Genomic DNA, 17,317 nt, shown 5'->3' with positions numbered 1-17,317 from the left:
CACGGCTGTGATGCCCCGCCGCTCCCGCCCCGACACACTTCCCCGGTGCCGGGTCGAGAAGCGGAGGGGGATCAGAGCCGAAGGTCACCCCGAGAAAGATCATGAACCTCCGAGACATCCACACCCCCGTCCTGCTCGACCGCTGTGTCGAGCTGCTCGCTCCTTCCCTTCACGCGGACGGTGCGGTCCTCGTCGACGCCACCCTCGGCATGGGCGGCCACTCAGAGGCGCTGCTCGAACGCTTCCCGAACATCCGTCTGGTCGGGCTCGACCGCGACACCGATGCGCTGCGCATCGCGGGGGAGCGGCTGGCCCGCTTCCGCGACCGTGTGACTCTCGTACACACGGTGTATGACGAGATCGGCCTGCATGCGCAGGGCGCGTCCGGCATCCTGTTCGATCTCGGGGTGTCCTCCCTGCAGCTCGACGAGGCCGAGCGCGGCTTCGCGTACTCCAAGGACGCTCCGCTCGACATGCGGATGGACCAGACCAAGGGCGTCACCGCCGCCGATGTCATCGCCACGTACAGCGAAGGCAACCTCCGTCGCATCTTCGAGCGGTACGGCGAGGAGAAGCTCGCCGGCCGCTACGCCCGCTTCATCATCGAGGCACGTCAGAAGCAGCCCATCACGCGGTCGGGCGAGCTGGTCGACATCCTCATCGCGGCTACTCCCGCTGCCGCGCAACGAGCGGGCCACCCCGCCAAGCGCGTCTTCCAGGCGCTGCGCATCGAGGTCAACACGGAACTCAATGTGCTGGCCGACGCGATCCCCTCGGCCATGGATGCGCTCAGCGTCGGAGGACGCATCGTCGTGATGTCGTATCAGTCGCTCGAAGACCGCCTCGTGAAGCAGGCGTTCGCCGCCGCGGCCGCCTCATCCGCACCTGCCGGTCTTCCGGTCGAACTCCCCGAACACGCCCCGCGATTCCGCATCCTGACCAAGGGCGCAGAACTCGCCGACGATGATGAGCGCGCGCGCAACCCGCGGGCGATCCCGGTGCGTCTGCGCGCCGCCGAGAAGCTGCGGGAGAGCGCATGAGCCTGAACGCCGTCGTCCGGAAGCCGGTACAGCCGGTCGCGCCGGAGAAGACTCCGCAGCGGAAGCTGCAGCCGGTCACGCATCCCGCCGCCCGCCGCAAGCCCAAGCTCGCCTATGCGCTCGTCGCGCTGGGGGGAGCGCTCGCGATCGGCGCCGCGCAGATCGCGCTCTCGCTCGCGATCACCCAGGACTCGTTCACCCTCGCCAGTCTCTCGTCGCAGCAGCGCGAACTCAACCTCAAGACGCACGCTCTCCAGGAGGAACTGACCGGGGTCAGCTCCCCGCAGGTGCTCGCGAGCAGCGCGGCCGGACTCGGAATGGTGGTCGCCGGATCGCCATCGTATCTGCGCCTCAGCGATGGAGCCGTCTTCGGTACCGGCGACGGCGCCGATTGGACCTCTACGGTCAACCCTGACGGCGTCGGAGCCGTGAGCAACTCGCTCATCGTGGAACCGCCGCCCCCTCCTGCACAGGAGACGGACGGCGCAGCGACGACCGAGCAGCCGACACAAGAGCTTCCGCCGTCGATCACCGACGGCCTGCCGAGCCCCACGACGCACTGACACCCACGATCGACGGAGAGATCCCATGACGACACGAGCCACCCGCGGACCGCGGCGACGCACAGTCGTCGCCCTCGCCGTCATCCTCTCGGTGCTGTGCGCCTTCGTCGTGCGGCTGGTCGACATCCAGGTGGTCAGCGCCGACGAGCATGTCTCCGACTCTCTCGAGCACATCGGGGCGAGTTCAGCCATCTCCGGACAGCGCGGATCGATCGTCGACTCCTCCGGGACAGTGCTCGCCTCCAGCGTGATGGTCTACGACGCTCAGCTCAGCCCCCAGGTCATCATGCTCATGGAGGAGAACGACCCCAAGCTGCCGTGGGCCGAGGCTTCCGAGAAGATCGCGGCCATCACCGGGCAGACCGGGGAGGAAGTGCGTGCGCTGGTGTCGAACGCCCTCGCCGAGAACCCGAACAGCCAGTACGCACCCCTCAAGAAGGGGCTGAACACCGAGCAGTACATGAAGCTGAGGGACTTGGGAGTCGGCTCCTATCTCGCACTCAAGGCGCGCGAGACCCGGGTCTACCCGAACGGCGCGGTCGCCGGGAACCTCCTCGGCTACCTCGACAGCTCCGGCGAGGCGCAGGCCGGCGTGGAGCAGCTGGACGACTCCTGCCTCGCGCCCGTCGACGGCGAGGAGAGCTATCGCATCGGCAAGGACGGGGTCGTGATCCCCGGGAGCGAGCGCACGGTCGACGCCGTGAACGGCGGCTCCGTGCAGTTGACCATCAACAGCGACCTCAACTGGTACCTGCAGCAGATGATCGCCGAGGAGGCGCAGACCCAGGGCGCCAAGGGCGGCACGGTCACGGTGGTCGAGGTGAAGACCGGCAAGATCAGGGCGGCGGCCGAATGGCCCGCGCTGGACCCCAACGATCTCGATGCTTCGACACCGGCGACGAGGGCCAGCCAGATCTTCCACAGGGACTTCGAGCCGGGCTCGACGTTCAAGGCGATCACCGCGGCTGCAGCCATCGAGGGCGCCGGCCTCACCCCCTACAGCACCGTCAGCGCGGCCTCTCGCGAGAAGTTCCCGAACGGCGCCGTCGTCAACGACGCCTTCACCCACCCCGCCTACAACTACACCCTCGCCGGCGGACTCATCGACTCGTCGAACGTCGCACTGTCGAAGTTCGGCACCATGGTGAGTCCCGAGGTCCGCTACGACTACCTCGAGCGGTTCGGGGTCGGCGACAAGACGCTCGACTTCCCGTCCGAGGTCGGCGGCATCCTGCACCCCGTCAAGGACTGGGACAGCCAGTCGCTGTACACGACCACGTTCGGTCAGTACTTCACGGTGACGGCAGCCCAGCTCGCCGGCGCCTACCAGGCGATCGCCAACGGAGGAGAGAAGATCGATCTCTCGCTCGTCGAGTCGTGCACGGGATCCGACGGCAAGGTCACCACACCGGCAGATCCGAAGCACGAGCAGATCATCAAGGAGCAGACGGCAGGCGAGCTCACCCGGATGCTGGAGAACGTCGCGGTGCAGGGCGGCAATGCGGAGCGCATCCAGGTGCCGGGCTACCGCGTGACCAGCAAGACGGGTACTGCCCAGGTCTCCGACGGCAACGGTGGATACAAGTCCGGGGTGTACTACACCAGCATGGTGGGCTTCGCGCCGGTCGACGATCCGCAGTACGTCGTCGTGGTCACCCTCGACGAGCCGACTAAGGTTGTATCGTCCGCGGCCACCGCATCCGCCTTCCAGAAGGCGATGACGCAGGTGATGAAAACCTATCGCGTGATGCCGTCCTCTGTCCCGATGGACGAGCTCCTCCCCAAGTTCGGATAGTCGGCGAGAGCCGCGCATGGAGATGACATGATCGCCCTGACGCTCGCTGAGATCGCCGCCGCAGTCGGCGGTGATCTTCGCGTGGTCGCACCAGACACACCCGAGACCGTGGTCGATGGCCTGGTCGACACGGATTCGCGGATGATGGGCCCCGGCTCGATCTTCGTGGCCAAACCCGGAGCCGAGACCGACGGCCACCGATTCGTCGGATCCGCCGTCGAGGCGGGCGCCGTGCTGGCCATCGTCGAGCATCCCGTCGACATCGCGGTGAGCCAGATCATCGTCGCGGATGCCGTCACCGCACTCGGCGCACTCGCCAGAGATGTCGTCGCGCGGGTCCGAGCCGCAGGTCAGCTCCGCATCATCGGCATCACGGGATCCAACGGCAAGACCACCACCAAGAACTTCCTCGCACGCATCCTCGAGGACGAGGGCGAGACCGTCGCGCCCGTGAAGTCGTTCAACAACGAAGTCGGCGCTCCCGTCACCATGCTTCGTGTCACGGAGAGCACGCGGTACCTCGTGAGCGAGTTCGGAGCGGCGGCTCCGGGGAGCATCGCCCACCTCGCCGGTCTCGTGGAGCCCGACATCGCCGTGGTGCTGATGGTCGGCATGGCGCACGCCGGCGGCTTCGGCGGAATCGAAGCGACGGCGAAGGCCAAGGCCGAGCTCGTCGCGGCGGCCCGGGTGCCGGGGACTGCCGTCCTGAACGTCGACGACCCCAGAGTCGCGGCGATGCGAGAGCTCGCGGACTCCCGCGGGCTGCGCACGGTCGGCTTCGGCCAGGGCCCGACGGCCGATGTGCGGGCCCGCGACATCGAGGTGTCGGCCTCCGGCACCGCCTGCATCGTCGAGGTCGGCGGGCAGAGCCTGCCCCTGCGGCTCCGGGTCCTCGGGGCTCACCACATCTCCAACGCTCTGGCAGCGATCGCCTCGGCGCTGGTCCTCGGCGTCTCGCCCGTCGATGCCGTGGCTCGTCTGGAGACCGTCGAGATCGCCGAACGGTGGCGGATGCAGCCCCTGGGCAACGACCGCGTGCGGATCATCAACGACGCCTACAACGCCAGCCCGGATTCCATGGCCGCTGCCTTGCGCACTCTCGCGCAGATCACCGGCCCCGAAGAGCGCACGGTCGCCGTCCTCGGTGCCATGAGCGAGCTCGGGGAGAGCGCGGGGGAGGAGCACGACCGGATCGGGCTGCTCGCCGTGCGTCTGAACATCCAGCGGATCGTGGTCGTCGGCGCTGAGGCGCGACGGCTGTATCTCGCCGCCGTCGGAGAGGGCTCGTGGGACAGCGAGGCTGTGCATCTGCCCGACCAGGACGCGGCGTTCGAGTATCTGCGCACCGAGCTCCGCGACGGCGATCGCGTGCTCGTGAAGTCATCCAACTCCGTGGGCCTCCGGCATCTCGGCGATCGTCTGGGAGAATTGTTCTCGTGAGGTCTCTCATCATGTCGGCGGCGATCTCGCTCGCCTTCACCCTGTTCCTGACCCCCGTCTTCCTCCGGCTCTTCCGGAAGTGGGGCTGGGGGCAGGTGATCCGCACCCCGGAGTCCGTCCACAACCCGAGCCACGAAGCGAAACGCGGAACGCCGACGATGGGCGGCGTCATCTTCATCGTCGGCTCGATGGTGGGCTACTTCACCGGTGTTCTGGTCAGCGGAGAGGTGCCGGCGCTCTCGGCGCTGCTCGTGATCTGGCTGATGGTCGGTTTCGGTGCCGTCGGGTTCATCGACGACTACATGAAGGTGCGCAGCCAGCGCAGTCTCGGACTGTCGGGCTGGCGCAAGGTGATCGGTCAGCTGCTGGTCATGATCCCCTTCGGCATCGTCGCGCTGAATTTCCCGAACAAATGGGGCCAGACGCCGGCGAGTTCCGCGATCTCCCTGTTCCGCGACATCACCTGGCTCAACCTCTTCGCCTTCGGCGTGATCCTCGGGTGGATCCTCTATCTCGTGTGGATCTCGATCATCGGGGTCGCCACCTCGAACAGCGTGAACCTGACCGACGGTCTCGACGGTCTCGCGGCCGGAGCCGGCGTCATCGTCGTCGGGGCGTACAGCCTCATCGCCTTCTGGCAGTTCAAGCAGCCCTGCATCGGCGGAGACCCCGATGCCCTGGGCGGATGCTACGAAGTGCGCGACCCGTTCAACCTGGCGATCATCGCCGCGTCCTTCGCCGCCAGCCTGATCGGATTCCTGTGGTGGAACGCCCCCAAGGCGAAGGTCTTCATGGGCGACGTCGGATCCATGGCGATCGGTGGTGTCATCACCGCGATGGCCATCCTGACCCGGACCGAGCTGCTCCTGCTCGTGATCGCCGGTGTCTTCGTCCTGTCCTCCGGTTCGGTCATCCTGCAGCGCGCATACTTCAAGATCACGCGCGGCAAGCGACTGTTCCTGATGAGCCCGTTCCACCACCACCTCGAGATGCGCGGCTGGTCCGAGGTCACGATCGTGGTCCGCATGTGGATCATCGCCGGGCTGCTCGCCGTCTCTGCCGTCGGTCTGTTCTACGTCGAATGGCTGACCCGTGTCGACTGATCGGCTGGCAGGCCTCACCAGCTGGAACGCCGACTGGAGCGGCCTGCGGGTCGCCGTGCTCGGCCTCTCCATGACCGGGTTCTCGGTCGCCGACACGCTGGCCGAACTCGGCGCGGACGTGCTCGTGCTGAGCGAAGCCGCCGAAGAGGAGTACGAGCGTCTGCTTCCTGTCATCGGCGCCCGGCTCGAGCTGGGTCCGCTTGCAGAAGTCCCTGCCGTGCTGGTCGAGTTCGCCCCCGAGGTCATCGTCGCCTCGCCGGGGTTCTCGCCGTCGCACCCGGTCATCCGATGGGCGCAGGATTCGGATGTCACGATCTGGGGAGACGTCGAACTCGCCTGGCGCGTCCGTGACAAGGTCCTGCGCTCCGACGGCACACCGGCGGACTGGGTGCTCATCACGGGCACGAACGGCAAGACCACGACGACCCAGCTGACAGCCACCCTCCTCGTCGAGGGAGGACTGCGTGCGGCTCCGTGCGGCAACATCGGTGTGCCGGTGCTCGACGCGGTACGCGACCCCGCAGGGTTCGACGTCCTCGTGGTCGAACTCTCCAGCCATCAGCTCTGGTACCTGGGGCAGTCGCGGGCCGAGGGGGAGCTCTTCCCCTACGCGTCCGTGTGCCTCAACCTCGCCGACGATCATCTCGTCTGGCACGGGAGCGCTCGGGCCTACCGCGACGCGAAGGCCGTGGTCTACCGCAACACCCGGATCGCGTGCGTCTACAACAAGGCGGACGAGGCCACACGGCAGATGGTCGAGGAGGCGGAGGTCGTCGAAGGCGCCAGGGCGATCGGCTTCGACCTGGGGATCCCCGGTCCGAGCGACCTCGGCGTGGTGGAGGGCCTTCTCGTCGACAGGGCCTTCCTCGACGACCGGTCTCGCAGCGCTCTCGAGCTGACGACCGTCGCCGACCTCGAGGCTGCGGGTCTCGCCGCTCCCCATATCGTGCAGAACATCCTCGCAGCGAGCGCCTTGGCGCGGTCGCTCGGCGTCGAGCCCGAGGCCATCCACGCGGCCCTGCAGTCCTTCCGCCTCGATCCTCACCGCATCCAGGTGATCGCGCGGCATCGCGGCATCACGTGGATCGACGACTCCAAGGCCACCAACCCGCATGCGGCCGCGTCATCATTGCGCGCGTACCCGGGAGCCGTATGGGTGCTCGGCGGGGATCTGAAGGGGGTCGACATCTCCGACCTCGTCGCCGACGTCGGGACGACAGCCCGGGCGGCCGTCGTGATCGGCGTCGAGCGCTCTGCCGTGGTCACGGCATTCCGGCGACACGCGCCCGGGGTGCCGGTGTTCGAGGTCGATGCTGGTGACACTGGACAGGTCATGAACCGTGTCGTGGAGATCGCCGCGGGAATCGTCGACGACGAGGGAACAGTCCTGCTGGCCCCGGCGGCGGCATCCTTCGATCAGTTCTCCGGCTACGCGGAACGGGGCCATCGCTTCGCCGAGGCGGTGCGGGACTGGATCGACCGGGGGAGTGCCGATGACACAGGTATCCCGCCCTCCGCGCTCTGAAGCCGGCGGTCTCGCTGCCAGGGTCTCGCTGGGACGCCGGTTCACCCCGGTGTCGACCGAGTTCCTGCTGATCGCGTCCACCGCCCTGCTGCTCACTCTGTTCGGCCTCGTGATGGTGTTGTCGGCGACCAGCGCCACCGCCGTGTCCAAGGGCGTCAATCCGCTGGACGGTGTGCTTCGTCAAGGGGTTTTCGCACTCCTCGGCATCCCGCTGATGTTCCTGATCAGCCGCCTGCCGATCGAGTTCCTCAAGCGGATGGCGTGGCCGGCACTCTTCGGCGCCGTGGCCCTACAGATGCTGGTGTTCACCCCGCTCGGTATCGAAGACGGCGGAAACCGGAACTGGATCCGGATCGCCGGCTTCACGCTCCAGCCGTCCGAGTTCCTCAAGCTCGCTCTCGCCCTGTGGATCGCGGCCGTGCTGCTGCGCAAGCGCGCGATGCTCGGCACCTGGCATCACGTCTTCATCCCGGTGATTCCGGTCGGGGCACTGGCGATCGGCACCGTCCTCGCGGGGAAGGACCTCGGCACGGCGATGGTCCTGGTGCTCATCCTGCTCGGCTGTCTGTTCTTCTCGGGGGTCAAGCTCCGGCTGTTCATCATCCCGCTGATCCTCGGCGTCGTCGCCGTGCTCGCCTATGCGCTGTCCAGCGAGGATCGCATGCGGCGCATCACCGCGACGTGCGACAACATGGCGCTCTACTACACCGATTGCTACCAGTCGATCCACGGGATCTGGGGGATGGCGACCGGTGGCATCTTCGGTCTCGGTCTCGGCAACTCGCAGGAGAAGTACGGGTGGCTCCCTGCGGCGGGCAACGACTTCATCTTCGCCATCGTCGGCGAGGAGCTGGGACTGATCGGGTGCATCGTCGTTCTCGCCCTCTTCACGTTCTTCACGATCGGCGCGTTCCACATCATCCGCAAGACCTCCGACCCCTTCATCCGGGTGGCGGCCGGCGGCATCACCGTGTGGATCGTCGGCCAGGCCGTCATGAACGTCGGCGTCGTCATCGGCGTCTTCCCCGTCATGGGTGTCCCGCTCCCATTCATGTCGCAGGGCGGTACCGCTCTGCTCGCCGTGCTGATCGCGTGCGGTGTGCTGCTCGCATTCGCGCGCACGATCCCTGTGACCGAGAAGCGACCAGCTGAGCGGGGTAGGGTCACCAGGTGACTTCGTATCTCCTCGCCGGCGGTGGCACCGCCGGTCACGTCAATCCCCTGCTCGCGGTCGCCGATGGCCTCCGCGCCCGCGATCCCGAGGCCACCGTTCTCGTGCTCGGCACTGCCGAGGGGCTCGAATCCCGTCTGGTCCCTGCACGCGGCTACGAGCTCCTCATCGTCGACAAGGTGCCGTTCCCGCGCCGACCGAACAAGCAGGCGATGTCGTTCCCCGCACGGTTCCGTCGCGCCGTCTCCCAGGTGCGCGCCCATATCCGTCAGCACGGCATCGACGTGGTCGTCGGCTTCGGGGGATACGCTTCCGCGCCTGCCTATGTCGCCGCTCGCCGTGAGCGCGTGCCGTTCGTCGTGCACGAGGCCAATGCCAAGCCGGGGTTGGCGAACGTGCTCGGTGCGCGGCGGGCAGCTGCCGTCGGCGTCGCGTTCGAGGGGACCCCGCTTCGTGGTGGCGAGGTCGTCGGCATGCCTCTGCGCCAAGAGGTCATCGCTCTGGACCGCGCGGCGTCGCGCGCTGAAGCGGCGGACTACTTCGGTCTCGACCCCGAACGGCCCGTCCTCCTGGTCTTCGGCGGCTCGCTGGGCGCGCAGCGACTCAATGAGGCGCTCGCTGATTCATGGCGAGACGTCCTCGACGCCGGATGGCAACTGCTGCACGTGACCGGTGAGCGCAGTGATCTGGCAGATCCCGGTACGGACGGCTACGTGCTGCGCCGCTACGTCGACCGCATGGATCTTGCCTTCGCCGTCGCGGATCTGATCGTCTCCCGTTCCGGTGCGGCGACCGTGAGCGAGGTGAGCGCACTGGGGATACCCGCGCTCTACGTCCCGTATTCCGTGGGAAACGGCGAGCAGCGCCTGAACGCCGCATCGGCCGTCGCTGCCGGAGCCGCCGAGCTGCTCGACGATGCGACCTTCGACGGCGATGCCGTGCGGCGCATCGTGGTGCCGCTGCTCGAAGACCGGGCGCGGATCGCGGAGATGGCTGCCGCTGCCCAGACGGCCGGAACCCGCGCAGGAACCGAGAACGTCATCACCCTCATCGACCGTGCACTCGCGGCTGCCTGACGCGTCCACGAAGCGGAAGAAAAGTAGACTGAAGCGGACATGATCAGACCCGACCTCTCCCTCCCCATTCCCGAGACGATCACCTCCGCGCACTTCATCGGCATCGGTGGATCCGGGATGAGCGGACTCGCCAAGATGTTCCTCGACGCGGGCATCCGCGTGTCCGGCAGCGACCGCGCAGACAGCGACAACCTGCGGGCGCTGGCCGCCGCGGGGGCGACGGTCCACGTCGGTCATGATGCCGCCCACCTCGGTGATGCCGACACGGTCGTGCACACCGGCGCCATCTGGCCGGAGAACCCCGAGTTCGTCACCGCCAAGGAGCGGGGCCTCCACGTCATCCACCGGTCCCAGGCTCTGCACTGGCTGATCGGCACGCGGCGCCTCGTCTCGGTGGCGGGTGCGCACGGCAAGACCACCTCGACGGGCATGATCGTCACGGCGTTGCGCGACCTCGACGCCGACCCGCACTTCGTCAACGGCGGCGTGATCGAGCAGCTCGGCGTGTCCAGCGCCACCGGGAGCGGCGACCTCTTCGTCATCGAGGCAGACGAGTCCGATGGCACCTTCCTCCTGTACGACACGGCTGTGGCGCTCATCACGAACGTCGACCCCGACCACCTCGACCACTACGGCTCCGACGAAGCCTTCCATCAGGCGTTCGTGCAGTTCGCGGACGCCGCGACCGAGGCCGTGGTGATCTCGAGCGACGACGCCGGCGCACTGCGCGTCGGTGCGGGCCTGTCGCACCCGAACGTGCTCACCTTCGGGCAGGCAGACGGCGCGGATGTGCGCGTCACCGACATCGTGGCTGCGGGACCGGTCGCCGCCACGCTGACGCACGGCGACGAGCACGCCCGCATGCAGCTCGCCGTCCCCGGCATCCACAACGCGATCAATGCGGCCGGCGCCGTCGCCGTTCTCCGCGCCCTCGGCTATCCGCTCGCCGACGCCGTTCGCGCGGTGGAGGGCTTCGCCGGTACGGTGCGTCGCCTCGAGCAGCACGGCGTCGAGCGTGGGGTCACCGTGTACGACGACTACTCGCACCACCCCACGGAGGTGCGAGCAGCGCTCGAAGCCATGCGCAGCATCGCCGGGTCCGGTCGGATCATCGCGATCCAGCAGCCTCACACCTACTCGCGCACGCAGCACATGTACCAGGAGTTCGCCGACGTCCTGGAGCAGTTCGCCGACCACACCGTGATGCTCGACGTCTACGGGGCCAGAGAAGACCCCGTTCCCGGTGTCACGGGCGAGCTCGTCAGCGGTGCCTTCCGTGACCCGTCGCACGTCCACTATGTCGCAGACTGGCAGCAGGCCGCCGACTACACCGCCTCAGTCGCGCGAGACGGCGACTTCGTCGTCACGCTCGGGTGCGGCAACGTCTACCAGATCATCCCGCAGGTCCTGGACTCTCTGCGCCGGACCGACGAGGAGTAGCGGATGCGCCGGCCCGCACCGCTTCCGACCAGCCCGGAGTCTCCGGACGAGAAGGACGCCGCGCCGGAGGAGAGGTCCCGTCGGCGGCGACGCGATCCCGGAGCCGGTCAGGACACTCCGTCGACTCCTGACCCGGCACCCGGCGAGGAGCCGGACAGCACCTCGGTCGGCGACCCGCAGCCGACGTCGACGATGGATGTCTGGCGCGCGGCACGTGCGCGTCGAAAGGCTCTTCGTGCGGAGATCCGGCGTTTCACGCAGAGGTCGCGGCGGCGGAGGATCGTCTGGTTGAGCAGCATCGGCGCCGCACTGCTGCTGGTCGGGGGCAGCGTCGCCGCGGCGTACAGTCCGCTGTTCGCCGTGCAGAAGATCACCGTCGAAGGTGCCACGAGTCTCGATCCCGCCGCGATCGAGGCGGCACTGGGGGATCAGCTCGGCACTCCACTCGCACTGGTCGACTCCAGCAAGGTGAAGGCCGCGTTGCTGGGCTTCCCTCTCATCGAGACATACGCCCTCGAAGCGCGCCCGCCGCATGACCTCACCGTGCGGATAGTCGAGCGCACTCCCGTCGGCGTGCTCCGCTCCGACGCCGGTTACACACTGGTGGACGCCGCCGGCGTGGTCCTTTCGACCACCTCCGATCAGCCGGCAGGGCAGCCGGTGCTCGACGTCGTCGGGGGTGTCGAATCGGCGGCGTTCCGGAGCGCTGGCCTCGTCGTGCGCACCCTTCCCGCGGACGTCCGCGCCGCTCTGACCGGTGTCCGCGCGACGACGGCGGACGACGTGACCCTCACCCTCAACGGCGGGCTGACGGTGGTCTGGGGGAGTGCGGAGGAGTCGGCGCTGAAGGCCGTCGTGCTCTCGAAGACGATGGCGGCGAATCCGGCGGCGGGCTCGATCGACGTGACGTCTCCCGAAGTCGCCGTCGTCGGCTGAGTGCTTTCGTCGGGAATGGGGCGACACGCCCGTGTCTTCGCGCGTGCACGGCCGGGCGGCGCTTACCTTCGATCAAAGAGAACGCAATACCGGGAAATACTTTACACCTCTAGTTGAGGTTTAAGGTTCACCCACTTCCAGGCTCGAATAATCGGAGGCCGGCCATGAGCCAGAACCAGAACTACCTCGCCGTGATCAAGGTCGTCGGCGTCGGCGGTGGCGGCGTCAACGCCGTGAACCGCATGATCGATCTCGGCCTCCGCGGAGTCGAGTTCATCGCCGTGAACACCGATGCGCAGGCGCTGCTCATGAGCGACGCCGACGTCAAGCTCGACGTCGGCCGTGAACTCACCCGCGGTCTCGGTGCAGGTGCCGATCCCGAGGTGGGGCGTCGTGCCGCCGAGGACCACGCCGAGGAGATCGAGCAGGCGCTGACCGGGGCCGACATGGTCTTCGTGACGGCGGGAGAGGGTGGCGGTACCGGAACCGGCGGGGCGCCCGTCGTGGCACGCATCGCGAAGTCCATCGGCGCCCTCACCATCGGCGTCGTGACCAAGCCGTTCTCCTTCGAGGGTCGCCGTCGCCAGAGCCAGGCTGAGGCCGGCGTCTCCAAGCTCAAGGAAGAGGTCGACACCCTCATCGTGGTGCCGAACGACCGTCTCCTCGAAATCAGCGACCGCGGTATCTCGATGATCGAGGCGTTCGCCACGGCCGACCAGGTACTCCTCGCCGGTGTGCAGGGCATCACGGATCTCATCACGACCCCCGGTCTCATCAACCTCGACTTCGCCGACGTCAAGTCCGTGATGCAGGGAGCAGGCTCCGCGCTCATGGGCATCGGCTCCGCTCGCGGTGCAGATCGCGCGATCAAGGCCGCAGAGCTGGCTGTGGAGTCCCCGCTCCTCGAAGCGAGCATCGAGGGTGCGCACGGCGTTCTGCTGTCGATCCAGGGTGGTTCCAACCTCGGTATCTTCGAGATCCATGACGCAGCAGACCTCGTCAAGGAAGCCGCTCACCCCGAGGCAAACATCATCTTCGGTACGGTCATCGACGACACGCTCGGCGACGAGGTGCGCGTGACCGTGATCGCAGCAGGCTTCGACGGCGGTGAGCCCTCGCTGCGGCTGGACCCGATGGTCGTCTCCCGGCCCTCGACGACTCCGCTCCCCGAGGTGGCGCTCGACGAGGAGACGGACCACAAGCCTGAGCCGGTCAAGCCCGAGCCGATCCAGCAGCGCGTTCCGACCACCAGCATCGAGCCGGCTTTCGCGGACGACGACATCGACATCCCTGAATTCCTGAAGTGACCTCTCCGGTCGACGGCCCTGGGCTCGCGCCTCTGGCTGCGCGGCTGTCGGCGATCGATGACAGGATCGCCGCAGCCGCGCAAGCCGTGGGACGCAATCACGACGAGATCACCAGGATCGTGGTGACGAAGTTCCATCCGGCGTCGCTGGTGCGTGATCTGCACGAGCTCGGAGTGCGCGACGTCGGTGAGAACCGTCAGCAGGAGCTGTCGGCGAAGGAGGGCGAGCTCACCGAGCTGGATCTGCGATGGCATTTCATCGGCCAGGGCCAGACCAACAAGGCGAGTGCGATCCGACGGAGCGCGTCAGTCGTGCATTCGGTCGATCGCGACCGCTTCGCCGACGCCCTGCACCGCGCGGCCGATGATGACGATCAGCTCGATGTGCTGGTGCAGATCAACCTCACCGACGATCCCGGCCGCGGGGGAGCGGCACCGGCGCAGGCGGTCGCTCTCGCGGAGCACGTCCTCTCGCTGCCGTCGTTGCGCCTGCGCGGCGTGATGGCGGTGGCGCCGCTCGACGAGGAGCCTGCCTCCGCCTTCGCACGATTGCACGGCATCGCGGAGAGCGTCCGTGCGATCGACCCTTCGGCATCGTGGATCTCTGCCGGGATGACGGGGGACTTCGTCGAGGCGATCGCCGCCGGCGCGACACACCTGCGGATCGGTTCCGCAATCACCGGCCCCCGGCCTGACCGGGGTTAACCTGTGAACAGACCAGCCCGACACGTTCGAACCGGAGGACACGATGGGTAACCCACTGAAGAAGACCATGGTGTATCTCGGCCTCGCCGACGAGGAAGAGGTCTACGAAGAAGAAGCGCAGGCGCCCGCCCGCGCTCACCGCGAACGCGATCGTGACCGCGAGGAGCCGGCACCGGCCCCCGTCACGCCGCTTCGCCGCCCCGTCGCCGTCCGCCAGCCGTCTGCAGGAGCCGTGAACGAGATCCTCACCGTCCACCCGAAGCAGTACCGTGACGCCCAGTTGATCGCGGAGAGCTTCCGCGAGGGTGTCCCGGTCATCATCAACCTCTCGCAGATGAGCGATGCCGATGCGCGTCGCCTCATCGACTTCGCGAGTGGGCTCTCGCTCGGCCTCTACGGCCGGATCGAGCGCGTGACCTCGAAGGTGTTCCTGCTGTCGCCGGAGAACATCGCGGTCTCGGGTCACGGGGGCATCGCACACGCAGACGCCGAGTCTGCGAGCTTCGACCAGTCGTAGCCCGTGCAGCTGGTCTCGGTCCTCGCGAGCATCGTTCATCTGGTGCTCCTCCTGTACGTCATCGTGCTCTTCGCGCGCCTGATCCTGGACTACATCCCGATGTTCAATCGGGAATGGAGGCCCAAGGGCTTCGGCCTCGTCGCCGCCGAGGCGGTCTACACGCTCACCGATCCCCCCATCCGGTTCTTCCGACGGATCATCCCGCCGCTGCGGATCGGCTCGCTGTCGCTCGACTTCGGGTTCGCACTCACACTGCTGATCGTCCTGATTCTGATGAACATCGTCCGACTGTTCGTCCGCTGAATCACCGGCGTGTCCCGTGTTCCGGCTGCGGTGAGTTCCCGCTCTCTGAGTGTCGTGACATCGCGGCACCGATGCGCGGGGGCTATGCTGGCACCCAGGTGCGCGCCCCGGGTTCGCGCCACATCACGACCACGCCATACATCGATACTGGCAATCGAACTCATCGAAAGAGGAGCCACCCATGGCACTTACCCCGGATGACGTCGTCACCAAGCAGTTCCAGCACGTCCGCTTCAAGGACGGCTTCGACCCGGACGAGGTGGACGACTTCCTCGACGAGATCGTCATCGAGTGGCGCAAGGCTCTCGAGGAGAACGTCGAGCTGAAGGCCAAGCTGGCCGCGTACGAGTCCGGTGCTGCCCCTGAGGCCGCCGCTCCCGCTGCCGAGGCCCCCGCCGCCGCTCCTGTCGCCGAGGCTCCGGCAGAGCCGGCCCCGACCGGATCCGCGACCGCCACCGCCGGCATCATCGAGCTCGCGCAGCGTCTGCACGACGAGCACGTGGCCGAGGGCGAGGCCAAGCGCAACCAGCTCATCTCCGAGGCTGAGACCGAGGTGGCTCGCATCCGCACCGAGGCCGAGGCCAAGCAGCGCGAAGAGACCGCACGTCTCGAGCGCGAGCGCAACACGCTCGAGGCTCGGATCACCGAGCTCCGCAACTTCGAGCGCGACTACCGCTCGCAGCTGCGCGGCTACATCGAGGGCCAGCTCCGCGAGCTCGACGAGAAGTCGACCTCCACGGACTCGACCCCCGTCTCCGCGATCGGTCTGTAAGGCGCCCTCTTGTCAGGACGCCGTCCCCTTCCTCGGTCGGCGGCCGGCGCGATCGTTGCGATTCTCGCAGCGCTCGTGCTGGCCGCCGATCAGTTTGTGAAGTACCTCACCATCGAGAACCTGCCCTATCAGGAGCCGGTCCCCGTGCTCGGCGAGTTCCTTCAGCTGTATTACGTGCGCAATCCCGGAGCTGCTTTCTCGCTCGGGTCCGAAGTCACGTGGATCTTCACCATCGCCCTCGCGGTCGTGGCAGGCGTGATCGTCTGGAAGGCATTCGGTCTGAAGTCCCGGCTGTGGGCTGTCGTTCTCGGTTGCCTTCTCGGCGGAGTGCTCGGCAATCTCAGCGACCGTCTTTTCCGCGAGCCCGGCTTCCCTATGGGACATGTCGTCGACATGATCTCGATGCCGTGGATGATGCCGGCGATCTTCAACGTCGCGGACGTCTTCATCGTGACGGGGATGATCTCCGTGGCGCTGCTCGTCGTGGTCGGCCTGCGCTTCGACGGGACGCGGGAACGCGATCACCAGCTCGTGCAGACCGAGGCCGAGGCCGAGGCTGCAGCGGCGGTCGAGGCGACCGACACCGATGACGACATGGTCGACGCAGCCGACGCGGCGCCCCTGCGAAAGGTCGATGACGACACGCCTTCGGAGGGCGCGGCACCCGCAGCGGAGGGACGTTGACCGTGGAGTCGCGGTCACTGCCTGTACCCGACGGTCTCGACGGCTCGCGTGTCGATGCTGCCCTGGCGAAGCTGATGGGTTTCTCCCGCACCTTCGCTGCTGACGTCGCCGCCGCCGGGGGAGTGCGTCTCGACGGCGTCACGCTCGACAAGTCCGATCGCTTGCGAGGAGGCGGCTGGCTCGACATCGAATGGCAGCCGAAGGAGGCGCCGAAGATCGTCCCGATCGCGGTGCCGGAGCTCGGCATCGTCTACGACGATGACGACATCGTCGTCGTCGACAAGCCGACGGGCGTCGCCGCTCATCCTTCCCTCGGCTGGGAGGGGCCCACCGTCGTCGGTGCCCTCGCCGCGGCGGGCTTCCGTGTCTCGACCAGCGGAGCGCCGGAGCGCCAGGGCGTGGTGCACCGGCTGGACGTGGGCACGAGCGGCCTGATGGTCGTGGCGAAATCGGAGCACGCCTACACGGTGCTGAAGCAGGCGTTCAAGGACCGTACGGTCGAGAAGATCTATCACGCCGTCGTCCAAGGGCACCCGGACCCGCTCGCCGGCACGATCGACGCTCCGATCGGGCGCCACCCCAATCACTCCTGGAAGTTCGCCGTCGTCCCGGATGGGAAGCCGTCCGTCACGCACTACGAGACCCTCGAGGCTTTTCCCGGCGCATCGCTGCTCGAGATCCACCTCGAGACCGGCCGCACGCATCAGATCCGCGTGCACATGGCTGCGCACCGGCACCCGTGCGTCGGCGACCCCCTGTACGGCGCCGACCCGACGCTGTCGGCGCGGCTGGGGCTCACCCGCCAGTGGCTGCATGCGCATCAGCTCGCCTTCGCGCACCCGACGACGGGTGACTGGGTGCAGTTCGAGTCTCCCTATCCCGCGGATTTCGAGCACGCTCTGGATGTGCTGCGCGGGGAATGATCCCCGTGTCTCGCCGGA

General features: G+C 67.6%; 17 protein-coding genes. All 17 read left to right on the top strand.

Annotation, left to right across the window (positions count from 1 at the left end; genetic code table 11):
• Nucleotides 1-101: 101 nt before the first annotated feature.
• The 17 genes from rsmH (at nt 102) to ILP86_RS11420 (ending at nt 17,299) form a co-directional block, all read left to right on the top strand.
• Nucleotides 102-1,040, top strand: coding sequence for a 16S rRNA (cytosine(1402)-N(4))-methyltransferase RsmH (gene rsmH / locus ILP86_RS11500; RefSeq protein ID WP_046749328.1), 939 nt, complete (start codon nt 102-104; stop codon nt 1,038-1,040).
• The gene (locus ILP86_RS11495; protein ID WP_046749327.1) at nt 1,037-1,603 is read left to right on the top strand and encodes a hypothetical protein; all 567 of its coding nucleotides are present in this window, start codon (nt 1,037-1,039) and stop codon (nt 1,601-1,603) included. The genes rsmH and ILP86_RS11495 overlap by 4 nt, the downstream gene beginning before the upstream one ends.
• Nucleotides 1,604-1,628: 25 nt before the next feature.
• The gene (locus tag ILP86_RS11490; RefSeq protein ID WP_058632795.1) at nt 1,629-3,398 is read left to right on the top strand and encodes a penicillin-binding protein 2; all 1,770 of its coding nucleotides are present in this window, start codon (nt 1,629-1,631) and stop codon (nt 3,396-3,398) included.
• Nucleotides 3,399-3,425: 27 nt separating this feature from the next.
• Entirely contained in the window at nt 3,426-4,838 is a 1,413-nt protein-coding gene (gene murF, locus ILP86_RS11485; RefSeq protein ID WP_179516387.1) for a UDP-N-acetylmuramoyl-tripeptide--D-alanyl-D-alanine ligase, read from the top strand.
• Nucleotides 4,835-5,941 carry a phospho-N-acetylmuramoyl-pentapeptide-transferase gene (gene mraY, locus ILP86_RS11480; RefSeq protein ID WP_046749324.1) on the top strand — a complete coding sequence of 369 codons (1,107 nt, stop codon included), beginning with the start codon at nt 4,835-4,837 and terminating at the stop codon, nt 5,939-5,941. The genes murF and mraY overlap by 4 nt, the downstream gene beginning before the upstream one ends.
• The gene (gene murD / locus ILP86_RS11475; RefSeq protein WP_193761942.1) at nt 5,931-7,466 is read left to right on the top strand and encodes a UDP-N-acetylmuramoyl-L-alanine--D-glutamate ligase; all 1,536 of its coding nucleotides are present in this window, start codon (nt 5,931-5,933) and stop codon (nt 7,464-7,466) included. The genes mraY and murD overlap by 11 nt, the downstream gene beginning before the upstream one ends.
• Entirely contained in the window at nt 7,435-8,640 is a 1,206-nt protein-coding gene (ftsW, locus tag ILP86_RS11470; protein ID WP_046749429.1) for a putative lipid II flippase FtsW, read from the top strand. The genes murD and ftsW overlap by 32 nt, the downstream gene beginning before the upstream one ends.
• Entirely contained in the window at nt 8,637-9,713 is a 1,077-nt protein-coding gene (locus ILP86_RS11465) for a glycosyltransferase (RefSeq protein WP_058632799.1), read from the top strand. The genes ftsW and ILP86_RS11465 overlap by 4 nt, the downstream gene beginning before the upstream one ends.
• A 39-nt stretch (nt 9,714-9,752) precedes the next feature.
• Entirely contained in the window at nt 9,753-11,153 is a 1,401-nt protein-coding gene (gene murC / locus ILP86_RS11460; protein WP_058632800.1) for a UDP-N-acetylmuramate--L-alanine ligase, read from the top strand.
• Between the two features lie 3 nt (nt 11,154-11,156).
• Complete coding sequence (locus tag ILP86_RS11455; protein ID WP_141369276.1) at nt 11,157-12,089, top strand: FtsQ-type POTRA domain-containing protein; 933 nt, start codon at nt 11,157-11,159, stop codon at nt 12,087-12,089.
• Between the two features lie 164 nt (nt 12,090-12,253).
• The gene (gene ftsZ, locus ILP86_RS11450) at nt 12,254-13,396 is read left to right on the top strand and encodes a cell division protein FtsZ (protein WP_193761941.1); all 1,143 of its coding nucleotides are present in this window, start codon (nt 12,254-12,256) and stop codon (nt 13,394-13,396) included.
• Nucleotides 13,393-14,100 (top strand): YggS family pyridoxal phosphate-dependent enzyme, encoded by a 708-nt coding sequence (locus ILP86_RS11445; RefSeq protein WP_193761940.1) that lies wholly within the window; start codon nt 13,393-13,395, stop codon nt 14,098-14,100. The genes ftsZ and ILP86_RS11445 overlap by 4 nt, the downstream gene beginning before the upstream one ends.
• 43 nt (nt 14,101-14,143) lie before the next feature.
• On the top strand, nt 14,144-14,617 hold the full coding sequence (locus ILP86_RS11440) for a cell division protein SepF (RefSeq protein WP_046749318.1): 474 nt from the start codon (nt 14,144-14,146) through the stop codon (nt 14,615-14,617).
• Nucleotides 14,618-14,620: 3 nt separating this feature from the next.
• Nucleotides 14,621-14,920, top strand: coding sequence for a YggT family protein (locus ILP86_RS11435; protein ID WP_046749317.1), 300 nt, complete (start codon nt 14,621-14,623; stop codon nt 14,918-14,920).
• Between the two features lie 181 nt (nt 14,921-15,101).
• Nucleotides 15,102-15,692 carry a DivIVA domain-containing protein gene (locus ILP86_RS11430; RefSeq protein ID WP_058632802.1) on the top strand — a complete coding sequence of 197 codons (591 nt, stop codon included), beginning with the start codon at nt 15,102-15,104 and terminating at the stop codon, nt 15,690-15,692.
• 9 nt (nt 15,693-15,701) lie between these two features.
• Nucleotides 15,702-16,376: a signal peptidase II gene (gene lspA, locus ILP86_RS11425; RefSeq protein ID WP_082682713.1), complete on the top strand. Its 675-nt coding sequence runs from the start codon at nt 15,702-15,704 to the stop codon at nt 16,374-16,376.
• Nucleotides 16,377-16,378: 2 nt separating this feature from the next.
• Nucleotides 16,379-17,299 (top strand): RluA family pseudouridine synthase, encoded by a 921-nt coding sequence (locus ILP86_RS11420; protein ID WP_046749314.1) that lies wholly within the window; start codon nt 16,379-16,381, stop codon nt 17,297-17,299.
• Nucleotides 17,300-17,317: the final 18 nt, after the last annotated feature.

It is taken from the genome of Microbacterium sp. R1 (assembly GCF_015159725.1).
Classification (GTDB): domain Bacteria; phylum Actinomycetota; class Actinomycetes; order Actinomycetales; family Microbacteriaceae; genus Microbacterium; species Microbacterium oxydans.
This window is presented reverse-complemented; position numbering and strand designations above follow the sequence as displayed.

Excerpts from the sequence above, each read along its gene's own strand:
- ILP86_RS11495 (WP_046749327.1), top strand. The coding sequence starts at position 1,037 with ATGAGCCTGAACGCCGTCGTCCGGAAGCCGGTACAGCCGGTCGCGCCG.
- ILP86_RS11455 (WP_141369276.1), top strand. The coding sequence starts at position 11,157 with ATGCGCCGGCCCGCACCGCTTCCGACCAGCCCGGAGTCTCCGGACGAG.
- ftsW (WP_046749429.1), top strand. The coding sequence starts at position 7,435 with ATGACACAGGTATCCCGCCCTCCGCGCTCTGAAGCCGGCGGTCTCGCT.
- murF (WP_179516387.1), top strand. The coding sequence starts at position 3,426 with ATGATCGCCCTGACGCTCGCTGAGATCGCCGCCGCAGTCGGCGGTGAT.
- ILP86_RS11430 (WP_058632802.1), top strand. The coding sequence starts at position 15,102 with ATGGCACTTACCCCGGATGACGTCGTCACCAAGCAGTTCCAGCACGTC.
- rsmH (WP_046749328.1), top strand. The coding sequence starts at position 102 with ATGAACCTCCGAGACATCCACACCCCCGTCCTGCTCGACCGCTGTGTC.
- ftsZ (WP_193761941.1), top strand. The coding sequence starts at position 12,254 with ATGAGCCAGAACCAGAACTACCTCGCCGTGATCAAGGTCGTCGGCGTC.
- ILP86_RS11440 (WP_046749318.1), top strand. The coding sequence starts at position 14,144 with ATGGGTAACCCACTGAAGAAGACCATGGTGTATCTCGGCCTCGCCGAC.
- murC (WP_058632800.1), top strand. The coding sequence starts at position 9,753 with ATGATCAGACCCGACCTCTCCCTCCCCATTCCCGAGACGATCACCTCC.
- ILP86_RS11490 (WP_058632795.1), top strand. The coding sequence starts at position 1,629 with ATGACGACACGAGCCACCCGCGGACCGCGGCGACGCACAGTCGTCGCC.